Annotated in this window: 19 protein-coding genes and 1 pseudogene; 8 read left to right on the top strand and 12 right to left on the bottom strand. The window is 55.9% G+C overall.

What is annotated here, in order from left to right:
* Both ACTH3S_RS09120 and ACTH3S_RS09115 read left to right on the top strand, forming a co-directional pair.
* Positions 1–270: pseudogene (locus ACTH3S_RS09120) on the top strand (hypothetical protein); the annotation flags it as partial.
* 240 nt (positions 271–510) lie between these two features.
* Positions 511–1,257, top strand: a complete 747-nt coding sequence (locus ACTH3S_RS09115) for a hypothetical protein (RefSeq protein ID WP_441808693.1) — start codon at positions 511–513, stop codon at positions 1,255–1,257.
* A gap of 43 nt (positions 1,258–1,300) precedes the next feature.
* Here the strand turns inward: ACTH3S_RS09115 and ACTH3S_RS09110 are convergent, their stop codons facing one another.
* The 3 genes from ACTH3S_RS09110 to ACTH3S_RS09100 all read right to left on the bottom strand — a co-directional run bounded on the left by ACTH3S_RS09110 (position 1,301) and on the right by ACTH3S_RS09100 (position 3,337).
* Positions 1,301–1,525: a hypothetical protein gene (locus tag ACTH3S_RS09110; protein WP_441808692.1), complete on the bottom strand. Its 225-nt coding sequence runs from the start codon at positions 1,523–1,525 to the stop codon at positions 1,301–1,303.
* Positions 1,526–1,820: 295 nt separating this feature from the next.
* Positions 1,821–2,819 carry a helix-turn-helix transcriptional regulator gene (locus tag ACTH3S_RS09105; protein WP_441808691.1) on the bottom strand — a complete coding sequence of 333 codons (999 nt, stop codon included), beginning with the start codon at positions 2,817–2,819 and terminating at the stop codon, positions 1,821–1,823.
* A gap of 11 nt (positions 2,820–2,830) precedes the next feature.
* Positions 2,831–3,337, bottom strand: a complete 507-nt coding sequence (locus ACTH3S_RS09100; RefSeq protein WP_441808690.1) for a hypothetical protein — start codon at positions 3,335–3,337, stop codon at positions 2,831–2,833.
* A gap of 275 nt (positions 3,338–3,612) precedes the next feature.
* On the opposite strand from ACTH3S_RS09100, the gene ACTH3S_RS09095 reads away from it, so the two are divergent.
* Both ACTH3S_RS09095 and ACTH3S_RS09090 read left to right on the top strand, forming a co-directional pair.
* Positions 3,613–4,044, top strand: a complete 432-nt coding sequence (locus ACTH3S_RS09095; protein WP_441808689.1) for a pilin — start codon at positions 3,613–3,615, stop codon at positions 4,042–4,044.
* A gap of 77 nt (positions 4,045–4,121) precedes the next feature.
* Positions 4,122–4,268, top strand: a complete 147-nt coding sequence (locus ACTH3S_RS09090) for a hypothetical protein (protein ID WP_441808688.1) — start codon at positions 4,122–4,124, stop codon at positions 4,266–4,268.
* 182 nt (positions 4,269–4,450) lie between these two features.
* Here ACTH3S_RS09090 and ACTH3S_RS09085 read toward each other — a convergent pair whose 3' ends face one another.
* From ACTH3S_RS09085 to ACTH3S_RS09070, 4 genes are read right to left on the bottom strand one after another with little or no spacing between them, the layout of a single operon-like run.
* Positions 4,451–4,666: a TOBE domain-containing protein gene (locus ACTH3S_RS09085; protein WP_023009826.1), complete on the bottom strand. Its 216-nt coding sequence runs from the start codon at positions 4,664–4,666 to the stop codon at positions 4,451–4,453.
* Positions 4,667–4,707: 41 nt separating this feature from the next.
* On the bottom strand, positions 4,708–5,520 hold the full coding sequence (locus ACTH3S_RS09080) for an ATP-binding cassette domain-containing protein (protein ID WP_441808687.1): 813 nt from the start codon (positions 5,518–5,520) through the stop codon (positions 4,708–4,710).
* Positions 5,517–6,308 (bottom strand): aliphatic sulfonate ABC transporter permease SsuC, encoded by a 792-nt coding sequence (ssuC, locus tag ACTH3S_RS09075; RefSeq protein ID WP_441808686.1) that lies wholly within the window; start codon positions 6,306–6,308, stop codon positions 5,517–5,519. Before ssuC ends, ACTH3S_RS09080 begins: the two co-directional genes overlap by 4 nt.
* A 21-nt stretch (positions 6,309–6,329) precedes the next feature.
* On the bottom strand, positions 6,330–7,268 hold the full coding sequence (locus ACTH3S_RS09070) for a sulfonate ABC transporter substrate-binding protein (protein ID WP_441808696.1): 939 nt from the start codon (positions 7,266–7,268) through the stop codon (positions 6,330–6,332).
* Between the two features lie 324 nt (positions 7,269–7,592).
* Between ACTH3S_RS09070 and ACTH3S_RS09065 the strand changes: the two genes are divergently transcribed.
* Positions 7,593–8,207, top strand: a complete 615-nt coding sequence (locus ACTH3S_RS09065; RefSeq protein WP_441808685.1) for an RBBP9/YdeN family alpha/beta hydrolase — start codon at positions 7,593–7,595, stop codon at positions 8,205–8,207.
* A gap of 25 nt (positions 8,208–8,232) precedes the next feature.
* On the opposite strand, the gene epsC is transcribed toward ACTH3S_RS09065, so the two are convergent.
* The 4 genes from epsC to ssuD all read right to left on the bottom strand — a co-directional run bounded on the left by epsC (position 8,233) and on the right by ssuD (position 12,467).
* A complete protein-coding gene (gene epsC, locus ACTH3S_RS09060) occupies positions 8,233–9,144 on the bottom strand; it encodes a serine O-acetyltransferase EpsC (protein WP_441808684.1) in 912 nt (303 codons plus the stop codon).
* Positions 9,145–9,155: 11 nt separating this feature from the next.
* Positions 9,156–10,016 carry a class II glutamine amidotransferase gene (locus ACTH3S_RS09055; RefSeq protein WP_441808683.1) on the bottom strand — a complete coding sequence of 287 codons (861 nt, stop codon included), beginning with the start codon at positions 10,014–10,016 and terminating at the stop codon, positions 9,156–9,158.
* A 130-nt stretch (positions 10,017–10,146) separates the two neighbouring features.
* Positions 10,147–11,079 (bottom strand): CysB family HTH-type transcriptional regulator, encoded by a 933-nt coding sequence (locus ACTH3S_RS09050; RefSeq protein ID WP_441808682.1) that lies wholly within the window; start codon positions 11,077–11,079, stop codon positions 10,147–10,149.
* 257 nt (positions 11,080–11,336) lie between these two features.
* A complete protein-coding gene (gene ssuD, locus ACTH3S_RS09045) occupies positions 11,337–12,467 on the bottom strand; it encodes an FMNH2-dependent alkanesulfonate monooxygenase (protein ID WP_441808681.1) in 1,131 nt (376 codons plus the stop codon).
* Between the two features lie 227 nt (positions 12,468–12,694).
* On the opposite strand from ssuD, the gene chrA reads away from it, so the two are divergent.
* The 3 genes from chrA to ACTH3S_RS09030 all read left to right on the top strand — a co-directional run bounded on the left by chrA (position 12,695) and on the right by ACTH3S_RS09030 (position 15,933).
* Positions 12,695–14,116, top strand: a complete 1,422-nt coding sequence (gene chrA / locus ACTH3S_RS09040; RefSeq protein ID WP_441808680.1) for a chromate efflux transporter — start codon at positions 12,695–12,697, stop codon at positions 14,114–14,116.
* Between the two features lie 195 nt (positions 14,117–14,311).
* Positions 14,312–15,169, top strand: coding sequence for an amidohydrolase family protein (locus ACTH3S_RS09035; RefSeq protein ID WP_441808679.1), 858 nt, complete (start codon positions 14,312–14,314; stop codon positions 15,167–15,169).
* A 116-nt stretch (positions 15,170–15,285) separates the two neighbouring features.
* Positions 15,286–15,933 carry a peroxiredoxin gene (locus ACTH3S_RS09030; RefSeq protein WP_441808678.1) on the top strand — a complete coding sequence of 216 codons (648 nt, stop codon included), beginning with the start codon at positions 15,286–15,288 and terminating at the stop codon, positions 15,931–15,933.
* Between the two features lie 108 nt (positions 15,934–16,041).
* Here the strand turns inward: ACTH3S_RS09030 and ssuE are convergent, their stop codons facing one another.
* Complete coding sequence (ssuE, locus tag ACTH3S_RS09025) at positions 16,042–16,632, bottom strand: NADPH-dependent FMN reductase (protein WP_441808677.1); 591 nt, start codon at positions 16,630–16,632, stop codon at positions 16,042–16,044.
* Positions 16,633–16,642: the final 10 nt, after the last annotated feature.

Here is a 16,642-nt window from a genome sequence, read left to right as displayed (position 1 = left end):
AGCAGGCCTACTGGAAAACTCAAAAGACGGTGGCCTAAATCACTTGACCACTACATAACGGTGGCTAATTTAGAAAAAACAGGCTGGGCATTCCCAGACCGCCTGAAAGGCTCCGAAAGCTCAAAAGGCTATGTGGTTTCAGCTAAAAATACAAAGCTGTGGCTTCGCGCTTATGCCTCAAGCTCGATAGAGGATGAGGATAATACAGAATATGAATTTTCCGATGATATAGAACTTGAAATACCCGCCTTAGAGCGGCGTTTCTTGTGAAGTAAGCAATGTGCCCTGCTTACCTTTTGAGGATGCTCCCCGTCTAAAAAGTAAATCATGTGCTCCCGCTATTGTGACCAACTCTTTCAGGTCCTCACGTATCTGGAAGAGGCGGTAACGCACTTTGCAGTCAGAGCAGCCGAAAATTCTGGGCTACTGGTTACATGGTAAGAAAAGTATAACTGTTGCCTGCAGATTAGGGAGGCACAATTTGATTTTAACAGCCTTTGAAGGGCGACAATGCAAAAGCTGAGAGCAACCTACTCAAGAATCAAAGAGCTCCTCGGTGACAACACTGAGCCTCTCGAATCCGTGGAGTTGGTCGAAGCTTATCGCCGTTTTTTTAAGCCTGAAACAGTACGTGTCGTGCTCCTTGCGGAGTCGCATGTCTATACCGACGACTCCGAAAGACAAATACCCACCTTACCCATCCCCGGACTTTCTGGTTATCCGGATCAATACGCCCGCTTTGTGTACTGTTTAGGGTACGGTGAAAAAAGTCTGACTCAGTCTGTAAAGCATCCAAAGCGTGACGGCACCCCTCAGTTCTGGAAAATCTTTTACAGTTGCTGCAATTCCATATCGAGCCCTGACGACTTCCGCCCTATTCTCGGTAAAACTGCACCCGAAGAAAGGTTGCGTAACAAGATAGAAGTTTTGAAGCAGATGAAGCGTGAGGGTATCTGGCTTATTGATGCGAGCATCGTAGCCCTATACAAAGAGGGCCAGAAAGTGCCGCGCATGCTCGATGCGCTGAAAGAATCCTGGCAGTCGTACACACGAGATGTTGTCCTATCCGCAAAACCAGACCACGTTATTTGTATTGGGAAAGGCGTGGCCAGCGTCGTCGAGCCTGATTTGAAAAAACACTTTGCATCAAAGTACACAGTGCTTGCTCAACCAAACGCTTTTCTGTCGTCTGCCGAGCACTTTGCAAACTACCAGACTTATAGCCGGATCTGTGGCATCCAAACCTCTCGAAAGTGACGAAACTGGCGCACTATGGCGACCTACAACTCGTGCTGAAGCGTTACTTCCCTTTGAGCAGCATCGAAAAAGCAATAATTGTGTTGGCCGCAACAAACCAGCTTACAAGGGCGACGCCGTAACCAAGCCAGAGCACTCCTTTTGAGATTGAATCTACAACTCGGTTAATTTTCTGCAGCCGCTCTGGCAAGGGTGGAGCGGAAAGAAACGCCTCTCGCAAGCTTCCGATCGGCTTTTGCTGCTTGGTGGAATACGGATCATTTCGCATGGCTAAGCTCCCCAATATTATCCAGAGTTAGTTGACAAAATAACTCATGATTGACCCAGCAAACCCGGTCAGTATTTCGACGCCAATCAGGGCGAATGGAATCATCCAATACTCGCCACTCACAACGGCCCCGATCATAATTAAACCTGTTACACCAATCGACATTTGAGAAAGAGACATATTTTATACGCCTTGGCTAAGTGTTAAGGCTAGAATATGGCATATGCCCGACAAATAGTGTCGCTTTAAAAAACAACACGCAGAAATGCAGAAAGTAAAATGTTTGGCGGCACGTTCAGGCTTTCTTCGTGCGCTCCAGCGCCGCTGCTAACGTTGCCTCAATCTCATCTCGCAGCCATACCGGCTCTAGAATGTCACAGTGAACCGCTTGTGCCGACAACCACCAGCGTAGATCTTGGGTATCACCCACCGTTACAGAGATTTCAAAGGTGTCGTTGTCAGTCTCAGTTGTGAGCTGATCAAAGCCCAGTGGCGACTCGATCAGATGGTTCAATTCAGGCTTGTCACAACGAAGCCTAAGAAATACTGGCTCGTTTGACCTAAGAATTCCCATGGCACCGGAATGGATGTAAAGGTCCAGATCGAAATCTTCAGGGCGCTCTATAGGCTGCTCAACCAACTCTCCGGTTGTGGCTCGGTGCAGTACCAGCTGGCGCACACCTTCCCTGCCATCAATGGTTGCGATCAGATAAACGTTCGGATCCCGAAAAATCAGGCCCAACGGGTGAACGGTAATATTCTGAGGTTCGGGCCAGTTGCGTGCCTGGTACGTCAGCTTGCATTGATACTCGCGCAACAGGGCTTCGGTGACTGTTTCCAGCACATCCGCATCTATAGCTGGGCGACTTCCACTTAACCCCCGGTTAATAACACGCACAAGGTCTGGCCATTGTCCTAGAGGGTTACTCTCTCGCGACAAGGTACGGTGTGCTTCATTAAAGTGTGGCTTGAGATGGGACAGTGCTCTGGGTGGCAACATGGGCGTGAGGTAGGCTTTGGCTAACTCAAAGGTCAGTGCTGCAGGCAGATCCAACGCCGGGATGATATCGATGGTGGCATCCCGGTCGAATGACCAGCCAAAGGGGCGCGAGCTTTCGTCTACCAGCAATGGGAAATCCGCACTCAGCTTCTCCAAATCCCGTTGAATCGACCGCATGGTGACTGAGAAACTCTGCTCTTCGAGACGCTTGGCCAGCTCGGTTGTGGTTATGGTTTTAGGAAAGCGAGGCACCATGCGGAGCATAGTGAGATAGCGGACAGCAGTGCTCGACATTATAGGGTTCCTTACCCAATACGAAGACGGGATGATCGACGCTTGATGTGCTTGATCACAAACCAGGCCAGACCACCAGCAACAGCACTTACCATACACCAGACATGCAAGGCATCAATGCTGATGATGCCATTGAGCGGGCTTGCCTCGCTAAATGGCGACAATGGCAAGACGTCGGAGTGCATAATGCTGTCTATGAATATGTGGCTGTAGGTTCCAATCAACCCACTTGCAAAGGATACTCGCCAGCTAATTGGTAGGTATTCCGGTGCACGAATAAAACGCAAACCAAACTCACCAAGATGCTTGCCAGTGAGGCCACTAAATAGCCCTATCAGGGTTGCACCCAGTAACGTATGAGAAAAGCCGTGCAGCTCACCCTTGTTAGTGAGCATGACAACGAGAGGCTGAATATCGATAGCGATTTGCGACCAGCCAAAAACCATGAGTGAAAAGCTATTCTGCAACGTAGCTTTTACAACTATTCCGGGGCCCATGTGCAATGGTGTGAATGGCATTTTTCACCTTAAGGTTTGGCATTAATAGAATGAATGCACCACTTTGAATTAACAGGCAGAGGTAGGCGGGCCGTTGCAGGCACCCTTATTTGCAATACTGGCCAAAGTGAAGAAAATCATGGTACACCAGCACTTGATCCAAACGCGACGATACCAGATTTTTAGATTCTTACGAGCGGTGCTGCACTTAAGGCTTTCGCTCAGGGCTAAGCGGTTGAAGGCTTTGAACTTATTTCAGAGTGGGTGACAGAACAGGGAACCAAGGTTAGGGTAAAATGAACGCATTCAACATCATGGTGAAACTAATAAAAACTCTGTTGATTATTGGCTTCATCGTAGCCTTTTCAATGCTTTATTCCACTCACAACAATTTCTACCAAGGAGTTCGGGCACAAGAGTCCTTCAGGTACGCAAAAAAGATGGCAGCGGCGATTTCAAGTTACTACGCGATCCATGCAGCGTATCCCGCTAATGTCAGCGAGCTTGATTTGGACAAGAAAAACGGGGAATACGTCGGCAAGACGACTCTCAACAGTCAAAATGGTGTAATAAAAATCCAGCTGGCCGGGGAATCTTCCAACGAAGGAGTACTAATTTTTTCGCCAAAAGTGGTCAATGGTTCAAAAATATCATACACCTGCCACCCCCTTAATGTTCCCTCAAAATACACCCCGGAAGAATGCCCAGAACAGGGATCTACGCAGTGACACTGCCCTCACACCCATTGGTATCTTAAAACAACCACTCAACCGCGGTTCTCGGGTGGGGGCATCCAGTAGAGGTTATGTCCAAGCCGTCCAAAACCAACAGGCACGCGCTTTCGGTAGTCCTGGCTTTGGTTATCGGCCATGGCGCTATGGGCATCGCGCACATTACGAGCGAGAGTCATGACAGGTTTGGTCGCAAAGCGAACATTAAGGTTCGCAAATAATGCTATTGTTTAAGACTAGCCAACGGGGAAATTGCTCCAGCGGGTGAGTAAACAATCTGGATGAACCGTCTGGCGAATCAGAGCAAGCCCCTAAGCTGCTAGCTTCCAGTTTAAGGGCTGCCCGATTTTGTCTCGCTCGCCATGGGGCGCCAGATGCAGCTCACCTTTATTGACGAACTCTCTCATAATCTGGCCAACGCCACCTCCGTTGCCTTCACAAAGGCCAGCACATCGGAGCCTTTCTTCAGGCCAAGCTCTTTGACAGAACGTGTGGTGATCACCGAGGTGACAATGCCGCCCGGGGTTTCCACATCGACTTCGGATAGCACCGGCCCTTCATTGATGGCTACCACCTGGCCGCGGAACTGGTTACGTGGGTTCAGTTGTTGAATGCTCATATTGGTTTCCTCTGATTAGTGAAAATTCTGGTTCAAAACGGTTAATTTGAAATCGCCAGGTAGCCGGATTCCGGCTGCACGGTGGCCAGTTTATGGTTGGGCACTGTTTCATCCGGTGCCTCGGCCGGCACGCCGGTCAGGTATTCCAGCAAGCGCGCCTCGTAGCCCACAAACGCCGGGTCGGTGGCCACTCGGGGGCGCGGCAACTGGATGTTTACATCCAGACCAATGGCCCCGCCGTCGAGTACGATCACCCGGTCTGCCAGCATCACGGCTTCGCTGACATCGTGGGTCACCATCACCAGGGTGAAACCATGCTCCTGCCATAGATTCTCGATCAGCCGGTGCATGGTGGAGCGGGTCAGTGCATCCAGCGCGCCCAGGGGTTCATCCAGCAAAAGCAGTTCCGGCCGGTGCGCCAACGCGCGGGCCAGGGCAACCCGCTGCTTCTGGCCACCGGACAGGCTTGCGGGCCAGTCCTGAGACTTGCTGTCCAGTTCCACCTCGTGCAGTGAGAATTTGACCCGGGCGGATTCCACCTTGCCGATCTCCACGTTCTCGATCACGGTTTTCCAGGGCAGCAGGCGCGGCTCCTGGTACATCATCCGGACACTGTGATCGCTGGTTCCGGCCGTCTCCCCGGCAAATTTGAGCTTTCCGCCATCCGGTTGATCAAGCCCGGCCAACAACCGCAACAGCGTGCTCTTCCCGCAGCCGCTGCGGCCGATGATCACCAGGCTTTCGCCGGCCCGAATATCCAGGTCCAGGCCCTTGAGAACCGTTAGATCGCCAAAGTGCCGTTGCAGGTTTCGGGTGCTGATTCCCACACCCCACCTTGTGGATTGTTCAGTCATACCCCTTCTCCCCGTTGGTAGGCCGGGTGCCAGCGCAGCCACCACAGCTCCAGACCCTTGGCACACAGATCAGCCAGCTTGCCGAGCACGGCGTATAGCAGGATGGCCACCAGTACCACGTCCGTCTGCATGAATTCCCGGGCATCCATCGCCAGGTAGCCAATGCCGTCGGTGGCCGAGATGGTTTCCGAGACAATCAGCGTCAGCCACATGAAACCCAGCGCAAAACGCACACCCACCAGAATCGAAGGCAGGGCACCCGGCAGAACCACGTGCCAGAACAGGGCAAAACCCTTAACGCCGTAGGAGCGGGCCATTTCCAGCAGTTGCGGATCAACGTTGCGGATGCCGTGATAGGTGTTCAGGTAAATCGGGAACACGCTGCCCAGCGCCACCAGAAAAATCTTCGCGGTTTCATCAATCCCGAACCACAGAATCACCAGCGGAATCAGCGCCAGGTGTGGAATGTTCCGCACCATCTGCAGCGTGCTGTCCAGCAGCAGGGAAAGCCAGCGGGACAGGCCGGTGGCAAATCCCAGGGCCAGACCAATACCACCACCGATCACAAAGCCAACGGCCGCCCGTTCAAAACTGCTTTTCAGATGAAACCAGAGCTCGCCGGATACCGTCAGCCGCCAGCCTGCAGCCACCACATCGGTCGGTGCCGGCAGCACTCTGGCGGTAATCCAGCCCAACTGCGCCGCGATTTGCCAGGCCAGCAGCAGAACTACTGGCACGATCCAGGGCAGAAAGCCTGCTAATGCCCGGTTACGAATGGAAAGCGACATAGCCTCTGCCTCCTGACCGACTTATTGTGCGTTTTGGGCGACCGAGGCAGGGCTTTGCCAGAGCACCGAATCGATGTTGATTTCACGCGGAATCAGATTCAGCTCGTAAAACACATCGGCAATGGTCTGCTGGGCGTCACCAATCCTTGGCGTGATCCGGGTTGCGCCATAGGCGTAGCGATCAACCGCCAGGCGGAGAGAGTCTTTGGAAATGCCGGTTTCCTTGTGAAGGATGTCCACCACTTCCTGCGGATGATCCTTGGCCCAGGCATCCAGCTCGGCGAGCGAGTCGATCACCTCATTAACGATGCCGGGGTACCGCTCAGCAAAAGGCCGGGACGCGAGATAGATCTGGTGGTTGTCCACCAGGCCTTCGCCATCCCGCAGTGAACGGGCACCAGCAATCTCTGCGTCCGCCTGGTACGGGTCCCAGATCACCCAGGCATCCACGTCGCCACGATCAAATGCGGTGCGGGCATCGCCGGGCTTGATGTAAACCGGCTTGATGTCGCGAATCGACAAATCGGCTTCTTCCAGTGCTCGCACCAACAGGTAGTGAACGTTCGAGCCCTTGTTCAGCGCCACTCGCTTGCCTTTCAGATCCGCCACGGACTGAATCGGCGAGTCAGCTTTCACAAGTATCGCCTCACCCCTGGGCGCCGGCGGCTCGTTTGCCACATAGACCAGATCCGCACCGGCGGCCTGGGCAAAAATGGGCGGGGTCTCACCCGTGGTGCCGAAATCCACGCTGCCGACGTTCAGGCCTTCCAGCAGCTGCGGGCCGGCGGGGAACTCGATCCACTTCACGTCGAAACCCTGTTCCGCAAGCTGCGGCTCCAGGGTGCCCCGGGCCTTGAGCAGGATCAGGGTGCCGTATTTCTGGTAACCGATACGCAGGGTGTTTTCCTCCACCTCCGCGTTGGCGGCCAGCGGTGTCAGCAGCAAAGCGCTCGAGGCCAGCAGGCCGATAAACGCTCGGCGGCTGGTTCGTAGTCTGTGTTTCAGGGAAGCCTGTTTAGCCACAATATTGATCTCCATCCGTTCCATGATTACAGGGCCGGAATCAGGCCCGTTTCGTGGGATTAACGCTATCAGCGCAAATAGCGGTGCCAAACCAACTTATCGTGCAGAGCTTTTGAATAAATCATCTATTACCGAAATGGCGCCTTTTTGCGCGCCTTATGCAATCGCAGAATAATAAATGCAGAAATGGTTGGTTCGTCTGATCAAGAGGTATCGGTAAAGTCCGGGTATTGGTAAGCAAAGAGAATTGGAGAAAACCTCATGTCCGAAGAAATCGGTTATCTGATTATCCCCGGCTGGAACGGCTCGGGAACCCACCACTGGCAGAGCCACTGGCAGCTATTGCTACCCAACAGCAAACGGATTCACGTAGAGAGCTGGTCACAGCCGGATCCGGAAGACTGGATTGAGGCCATCGACCGGGACGTTCGCAACGCGCCCACCGACAAGTTGGTGCTTATTGCCCACAGCCTTGGCTGTGTTGCGGTGGCCCATTGGGCCCAGAGGCATGGCCCAAGGCGAGCCGATCGCATTAAAAGTGCGCTGCTGGTCGCCCCCGCAGATACCGAGCGCGAGTTAGCCCCGGCCGCGCTGCAACCCTTTGCGCCCATTCCCGATGACTACCTTCCGTTTTCTTCCCTGGTGGTGGGCTCCACCAACGACCGGGCAGCGTCGGCGGACCGTGCCCGGGACCTGGCTCTGCACTGGGGTAGCGAATTCGAGCTGCTTCCGGGTGTCGGCCATATCAACACCGAATCCGGACACCAGCGCTGGATCGAAGGATTGCGGTATCTTGCCCGGGCCTCCCGCGAGCCCGCGCCAAGAGTCCTGGTGGCCCAGAGTCAGAGCCTGTCGCCGCACCTGCTCAGTTACTGATTGAGGGGAATGTAAAGGAAAGGCTTCAGAGTGCTGGCCCCGCATGCGTGACCGAGGCCTGGGATACCCGGCTTTCCGGCGGCACACTGCAAGTCAGCCAGACATTGCCGCCAATCACCGAGCCACGGCCGATGGTGATGCGGCCCAGGATGGTGGCACCGGCGTAGATCACCACGTCGTCTTCGACAATCGGATGGCGTGGCTCGCCTTTGGTCAACGCGCCGGTCTCGTCTTCATTGAACCGCACCGCACCGAGAGTCACGTTCTGGTAAATGCGCACCCGGTCACCAAGAATGGCGGTTTCGCCGACCACCACGCCGGTTCCATGGTCAATAAAAAACGAGCGCCCGATGGTGGCACCGGGATGGATGTCGATACCGGTAGCCGAATGGGCTTTCTCGGCGATGATTCGCGCAATCATCGGCAGGCCTGCCCGATAGAAGCCATGGGCGATTCGGTGATGGATAATGGCCTCGACACCGGGATAGGAAATCAGCACTTCGTCCACGCAGGTCGCCGCGGGATCGCCATGGTAGGCCGCAAGTACGTCTTCATCCAGTTGCCGCCGCAGTGCCGCCAGTTGTACCAGCAGCTTGCCGACCTGGCCGCTGGCCTGCTCCCTCAGCGCGACCAGAGCCTGCTGGCCCCGGTCAAGGTACTGGAGTTCCAGCGCCACCTGATAGACCAGTTCCCTCTCCACGTTGCCCAGCATGTAGGCCACGAACTGGTCTTCCCGCTCTTTGGTCAGATCCGGCGGGCCCAGGCGCATGGGAAACAGAATGGCGCAGAGGGTGTCCACCGTTTGATGAACGGCCTGATGAGACGGCAGCTCACGGCTGCCAAGATCCAGCTCCCGGCCCTGGCGCTCGCGCCAATCGTGGCGTGCCAGGCGCAGTTCGTCGGTGATTTTATCGATAAGACGCTTACCGGATGGCAAAGATTCTCTCCTCAGATGGCGTGGCTTTGGCTTAGCACCTCAAGCAGGTCACTGCGGACCCGGGTAGTCTGAAGCAGATCATACCCGTCCAGCAATGGAACGTCAGATGCTTCATCATGGGGTGATCCGCCGACAAAGACCGCCAGCTCGTTTTTCCCGAACCGGTGCCATTCATGGCCATCAGTGATCGGTTGGGTGGCAACCATCACGATAGGCGCGCCGGCATAGACGGTGTCGTCCAGCCACTGGTCGCAATCCACCAGCCGCGCGCGCCTCGGCTCGCCGGTCTGTCTGGTCCAGTAAAGATCGGTGCTGCCATGGGCAAACATCACATCGCCAATGGTCAGCAGGAAGTTGAAGGTGCCGTGGGTGGCAATATCAGCGGCGACGCGGCGAATCTCCCCCGCCAGCGCGTCAAGCCCCGGACGGGTATCTCCAAAGGTGGCTACCAGTTCGGATAGCAGCAGGGCGAACGCGGCTTCGCTGTCGGTTTCGCCATTGGGTTTGAAGCGTGCATCTACCTTTGGCTTGAAATCATGCAGGTCACCATTGTGGGCAAACACCCAGTCATAACCCCACAGCTTGCGGCTGAAAGGGTGGCTGTTGACCAGATCGACCGGGCCGAAAGTGGCCTTGCGGACATGGGCGATCAGATTGCGGGTGAGAATATCCCGGCCCAGAAACGCCTGGGCCTTGCGGCAGTTGAAGGCGCTGGTTTTCTGGACATTCAGGTGGTGGGTGCCATCGGCGTAATAGGCAATACCCCAGCCATCCTTGTGATCACCGGTACCGCCGCCACGGCACAGGAAGCCACGCAAAGGTTCTTGCGGGGACACTGGACGGGCGCTGTTTAAACCGAAGATCTGGCACATAGTTCAATCTGCCGTGACGAATGGTGTTGTTAATAGTAGAGAGGTGAGGAGGGAAGATTAACCAATAAAAATTGATATCTTTATCAGAATAGTGGTGGAGCGGTCGCAGGGTGCAAATGCACCCCTCTGATCAACCACCGTTTGGCAGCGCCAACTGGGCAGCCACCACCTCCTCGGTCAGCTCCGACGCGCACAGCTGAATAAACTGGAATGCATAATTGCGCAGCAGATTGCCCCGGCGTATGCCGATGCGGGTCTGCTTTTCCTCGAACAGGTGATCGGTATTGAGCAACTGCAGGCCGGAATCCCGGGCAGGGTTGAACGCCACTGATGCGATAATGCCAATACCCAGGCGTAGCTCCACATAGGATTTGATCACGTCCGCATCCAGGGCGGTCATCACGATTTCCGGGCGCAGGTTTTCGGTGGCAAAGGCTTTCTCGATAGAGGCCCGGCCGGTGAATCCCTCGTGATAGGTGATGATGGGGTACTGCTGAATGTCTTCCAGCGTCAGTCGTTCTATTTCTGCCAGCGGGTGCAGCTTGGGCACCACCACACCGTGGTGCCAGCGGTGATAGGCAAATGACGCGAGTTGCGGAATGTTTCCCAGCGCCTCTGTGGCCACACCGATGTCTGCCTCGCCGCTGAGCAGCATGCTGACAATTTCATCCGGGCTGCCCTGGTGCAGCCGCAACCGCACTTTTGGAAACTGCTGTTTGAACCGGGTGACCACCTCCGGCAATGCATACCGCGCCTGGGTGTGGGTGGTGGCAATGGTCAACTCGCCGGAGTCCTGTTCCTGATAATGGTCGGCCAGATTTTTGATATTGCGTGCGTCCATCAGCATGCGCTCTACATAAACCAGCATCTGCTGACCAGGCTCGGTCAGCCCCAACAGGCGTTTGCCTTTTCGGACATATAGCTCAACACCCAGTTCTTCCTCCAGATCCTTGATGTGTTTGGACACACCGGACTGGGAGGTGAACAGCGCATTGGCCACTTCCGTCAGATTAAAATTCTGCCGGGCGGTTTCCCGCACGATGCGTAGTTGCTGAAAGTTCACAGGCTCTATTTCCTAATTAAAGATCAAATACCTGGCGAAAACGCGCTGTCCGGTAATAAAAACCAGGGCATCAAGATCATTGAAGTCTAAGGCAGGTTAAAAAATAAACCGAATAATATTTACTGCATTGCTAAGCGTTTTTTTTCATATGGAGCGGGCAGGAATCGGCCCGGGCGAACAAAAAGGGCCGGATACCGAAGTATCCGGCCAACCGGAGAGGTGCCACGAAGCACACAGAAAATCAGATTCAGGTCGCGTTATGAAGCGGATGCCTTTTCGGCTCGAATATCGAAAGCACCGCCAGTATGGAAAGCTGTGTCGGTAACCGCCTGCTTGCCCGGCAACAGCGGGAAAACCAGTTCTGCAAACCGGATCGCCTCCTCAAGGTGGGGGTAACCAGACAACACGAACGTATCCACTCCAGCCTCCCGGTATTCCAGCAGACGTTTTGCCACGGTTTCGGGGTCACCCACCAGAGCGGTGCCCGCCCCGCCCCGCACCAGACCTACGCCGGCCCAGAGGACCGGGCTGATTTCCAGCTGGTCCCGACGGCCGCCGTGCAGCTCAAGCATGCGTTTCTGGCCGACCGAATCCATCTTGGCCAGGTTTTGCTGGGACTTGGCGATGGTGTCGTCGTCCAGGTTTTCGATGAGTTTGTCTGCTTCCGCCCAGGCCTCTTCCCGGGTTTCCCGGACAATCACATGCAGGCGCACACCAAAGCGTACCGTGCGGCCATGCTTGGCGGCTTCCACGCGAACGCGATCAATCTTTTCAGCGACGGCTTCTGGCGGCTCGCCCCAGGTCAGGTAGGCATCCACCTGTTCACCGGCAAGTTTCACAGCCGCATCGGAAGAACCGCCGAAATACAGGGGCGGATAGGGCTTCTGAACCGGTTCGAAGTAGTTTTTTGCGTCCTTGATGCGGTGGTGCTTGCCATCAAAATTGACCGTTTCACCCTGAAGCAGGCGGCGCCACACCTTCAGGAATTCATCGGCGGACTCGTAGCGTTCGTCGTGGCTGTAATAGACGCCTTCCGCTGCGAGTTCGGCAGCATCGCCTCCGGGAACAACATTCAGCAGCAAGCGGCCACCAAGGGCTTCATCCAGCGTTGCCGCTTGGCGGGCGGAGACCGTTGGCCCGGAGATGGACGTTCGAAGCGCCACCAGCAACTTGATACGGCTGGTCACCGGGGCAAGGCTTGAGGCCACCACCCATGGGTCCTGGCAACTGGCGCCGGTGGGAATCAGCAGTCCGTCGTACCCGAGGTCTTCCGCAGTAGTGGCAATGCGCTGCATATAACGGTTAGTTGCCGGCCGGCCACTGCCGGGCTTGCCAAAATAGCGGGTATCGCCCGAGGTGGGCAGAAACCAGAATACGTCGAGGGACATGGCCATTCTCCTTGAAAGTCGTTGTCATTGCCTGACCGCAGGTTAGCGCCCCTGGCCCCCCTCACAAATCCGATTATCTTCGATCAACATTCCTTTTTATGGATACAGTTGCCCAGCGCGTGTAGTGGCTGCTTTTCCGGATTTGCGCAAAGCATTACAGGTTTTCTTGGTTTGTTGCTCGCGGGGGATTGGTAGACTCTATGTTTTTTATTTCGGAGAAATACCTGATGACATCCACCTCATCTGAGGAAGTTTCTCAGAACTCCCCAGGGACGCCCCTTCCTTCAGCCGACAACACCTTTGGCCACAGCATCACCTTTGCCGAGGCGGTGCGGGTGTGGTTGCGGGTTGCACTGCTGAGCTTCGGTGGTCCGGCGGGCCAGATTGCCGTAATGCACCGGATTCTGGTGGATGAGAAGCGATGGGTCAGCGAGAGCCGGTTTCTACACGCGCTCAATTATTGCATGGCGCTGCCCGGGCCGGAGGCGCAGCAACTGGCCACCTATCTGGGTTGGTTACTGCACGGCGTGAAAGGGGGGCTGGTGGCCGGCACCCTGTTCGTTCTGCCCGGTTTTGTGGCGATCCTGGGGCTGAGCCTGCTGTACGCCGGCTTCCAGGAAACCTCTCTGGTTCAGGCGCTGTTCTTTGGTATCAAAGCCGCAGTGCTGGCGGTGGTCATCCAGGCGGTGGTCCGCATCGCCCAGCGGGCACTGAAGAACCGGATCATGGTCACGCTGGCGGCGCTGGCTTTCGTGGCCATCTTCTTTTTTGCCGTGCCCTTCCCCCTTGTCATTGCCACAGCTGCGCTGGTGGGACTGGTTGGTCGCCACCTGGACCCACAACGATTCATCGTGATCAAGGGCCACACGACTCAGGAAGAAGGCGAGCGCGCCATTGATGCAATGATGACCAGTGGTGGCGGCCATCACACCCAGGCAAGCCGGGGGCGCACACTGAAGGTGCTCGGGATCTGGCTACCCCTGTGGTTTGTGCCTCTGATAGCGCTGGCCCTGACGCTGGGCATGGACAATGTATTCACCGAGATTGGCCTGTTCTTCAGCAAGCTGGCCGTGGTGACCTTCGGGGGCGCTTACTCGGTACTGGCTTATATGGCGCAAGAGGCGGTTCAGAATCATGGCTGGCTGGCGCCGGGGGAAATGCTCGATGGTCTGGGCATGGCCGAATCCACACCCGGGCCACTGATTCAGGTGGTGCAGTTTGTCGGGTTTATGGGCGCCTTCCGGGATTCCGGTGGCCTGGACCCGTTTACCGCCGGCGTTCTGGCTTCGATATTGGCCACCTGGGTCACCTTCGTACCCTGTTTCCTCTGGATTTTTCTGGGTGCGCCCTACGTGGAGAAACTACGGGGCAACCAGGCGGTCAGTGCCGCCCTGTCAGCCGTTACCGCAGCCGTGGTCGGCGTTATGCTGAATCTGGCCATCTGGTTTGCCGTGCATGTGGCATTTGCCGAGGTGACGACAGCGAAGGCCTGGGGCGTTCAGTGGCTGTCCCCGGAATGGGGCAGTGTCCAACTGGCCAGTGTGGTTCTGGCGCTGGGGGCGTTCGTCGCCATTCTGCGGTTTAAAATCGGCATGCTGCCGGTGCTGTTCACCAGCGCTCTGCTGGGTATGCTGTGGGATTGGTTATGAAGGTGGCACCTCCGGGGCACCCGACAAGCAAGAATACCTGCCATGCTTTGCAGAAAAAGGCATATAAAACCTTATCAAAATCAGGCAAATACTTTTCTTAAATACTTGGTTCTGGATGAGCCTGAGACGCTTTAGGCTAAGGTCCTTTGTCCATTCGCACGCTCGCGGATGCTTTTCCAGTAAGGACCTTGCCTTATGAAAATAATCGACATGCGTTGCCGCCCGGCTTACCTGCACGACTTTTTCGGCGCCACGCCGGGTAACGAAGCCTTTGAAACCGCCCGCTGGCTGAATCGTCGGGTGGGCACCCGGGGTGATGACCAGCACTTCACCCGTTCCCTGACCGAGCAGGGGTTTCTGGACGAAGTCCGTGATGCCGGCCTGACCAGGGCCGTGGTAGTGGGCCGGCACACCCCCGCCCAGCACCTGCCCAATGACCGCATACACCAGATTGTAACGGGCCAGGAATCGCTTCTGGGCGTGGGATCTGTAGACCCGGTGATTCAGGGCGTGGACGGTGCCATTGCAGAAATCGACCGGGCCGTGCACGAGCTGGGTCTGTCCGCCATTAATATTGAACCCGGATTTGCCCAACCCGCCCGCCATCCGGACGATGCGGTTTACTTCCCGATCTACGAGCATTGCGCGCGCCTTGGCGTACCGGTTTCGTTAATGAGCGGACCCACCACGCCGGATCCGAGGTTCAATGATCCGGCGGAACTAGCGGTGGTGGCCAGTTCGTTTCCCACCTTACCGCTGATCGTCTACCACGGTTACTGGCCGAACGTCGCCCAGGCCATCGGGGTGGCGTTCCGTTATCAGAACGTCTTCCTGGTGCCTGACATGTACCTGTTCCAGCCCGGCAGTCAACTGTACGTGGAGGCCGCCAACAGTTTCCTGTCGGAACAACTGCTGTTCGGCTCGTCGTACACCTTCCGGCCCATCCGCCAGTCCATCAACGACGCGCTCGAACTGGGTTTCCGAGAAGCGGTACTGGACAAGGTGCTATATCGGAATGCGGCGGGGTTGCTGGGCGTTCAAAAAACGCGTTAGCAATTTATCGAAAAACCATATTGTTTTTTATTGGATTTCAGCAGGTTAAGTTCTTGGTACTTTGATAGAACGTACCTTGATGGAACGGATGCAAAAATTAACCAGAGGAGTGACTCATGACTTTAAAACTCGGCGATACCGCCCCTGATTTCGAGCAGAAATCCAGCGAGGGCAAGATCCACTTTTACGAATACCTTGGCGACAGCTGGGGCGTGCTGTTTTCCCACCCGGCGGATTTCACTCCGGTGTGCACTACCGAACTGGGCCTGACCGCCAAGCTGAAAGATGAATTCGCCAAGCGCAACGTCAAGGTGTTGGCATTGAGCGTGGACGATGTGGATTCCCACGGCAAGTGGATTGAAGACATCAACGATACCCAGAACACGCGTGTGAACTTTCCCATTCTGGCGGACAGCGACCGCAAGGTGTCAGAACTGTACGACATGATTCATCCCAACGCCGACAACAGTGCCACGGTGCGCTCGGTGTTCGTGATCGATCCGGCCAAAAAAGTGCGCCTGACGCTGACTTACCCAGCCAGTACCGGCCGCAATTTCAATGAACTGCTGCGGGCCATTGATTCTCTGCAACTGACCGAGCACCACAAGGTGGCCACACCGGGTAACTGGGAGAGCGGTGACGACGTGGTGATTGTGCCCGCACTTCAGGACGAGGAGGAAATCAATCGTCGGTTTCCGTCTGGCTATCGCGCAGTCCGGCCTTATCTACGCCTGACCAAGGATCCTTCCAAACAAACGGCCTGAAGGCTAAAAGAAAGCAGGCACTCACGAAAAGACCGGAGGTTTGCAGCCTCCGGTCTTTTTGTTTCTGCGCTGGCAACCCTGTGTTCGGCAGGCGGCCAGAGCTTGTGGTTACACCGCCAGCGTCTCGCCAAGCCGGGAGTGAGTCCGGTCCCGGCTTACCGGATGGTCCGGGTGGGACTCAAAGCCATCGATAAAGCGATCCAGAGCAACGTCCAGGCGCTGCAGGATCTCCTCGCCAATCAGATAGTCCCCGGTTTCGGTTTTCTCGAAGTGGCTGTCCGGGGAGAAGACCACCGGAAGCGCTTTTTCCGCCTTCAGATTGATGAAAATCGGCTGCAGGGCGTGATCCACGGCCAGCATGTGGGCCGGTGATCCTCCGGAGGCCACCGGCAGCACACTCTTATGCTGCAAGCCGCCTTCGGGGATCAGGTCCAGCAGGGTTTTCAGAACCCCTGAGATGGAGGCCTTGTACACCGGCGTAGACACGATCAATCCGGCCGCGCCCGCGGCATCTTTCAGGTACGCCTGTACCTGATCGCTCTTGAAGTCAGCCCGCAGCAGGCTGTTGGCATCGAAACTTTCCACACTGTAAGTGCGCACTTCCACATCCCGTTTTGCCAGCTCGCCAAGCAGATACTCGGCCAGGGCGCTGGAGCGGGATTTCACGTTCGGGCTGCCCAGCAGGGCGACAATGTGCATTGTTTTCTCC

This window comes from Marinobacter sp., from assembly GCF_052094685.1.
In the GTDB taxonomy this organism is placed as follows: domain Bacteria; phylum Pseudomonadota; class Gammaproteobacteria; order Pseudomonadales; family Oleiphilaceae; genus Marinobacter.
This window is presented reverse-complemented; position numbering and strand designations above follow the sequence as displayed.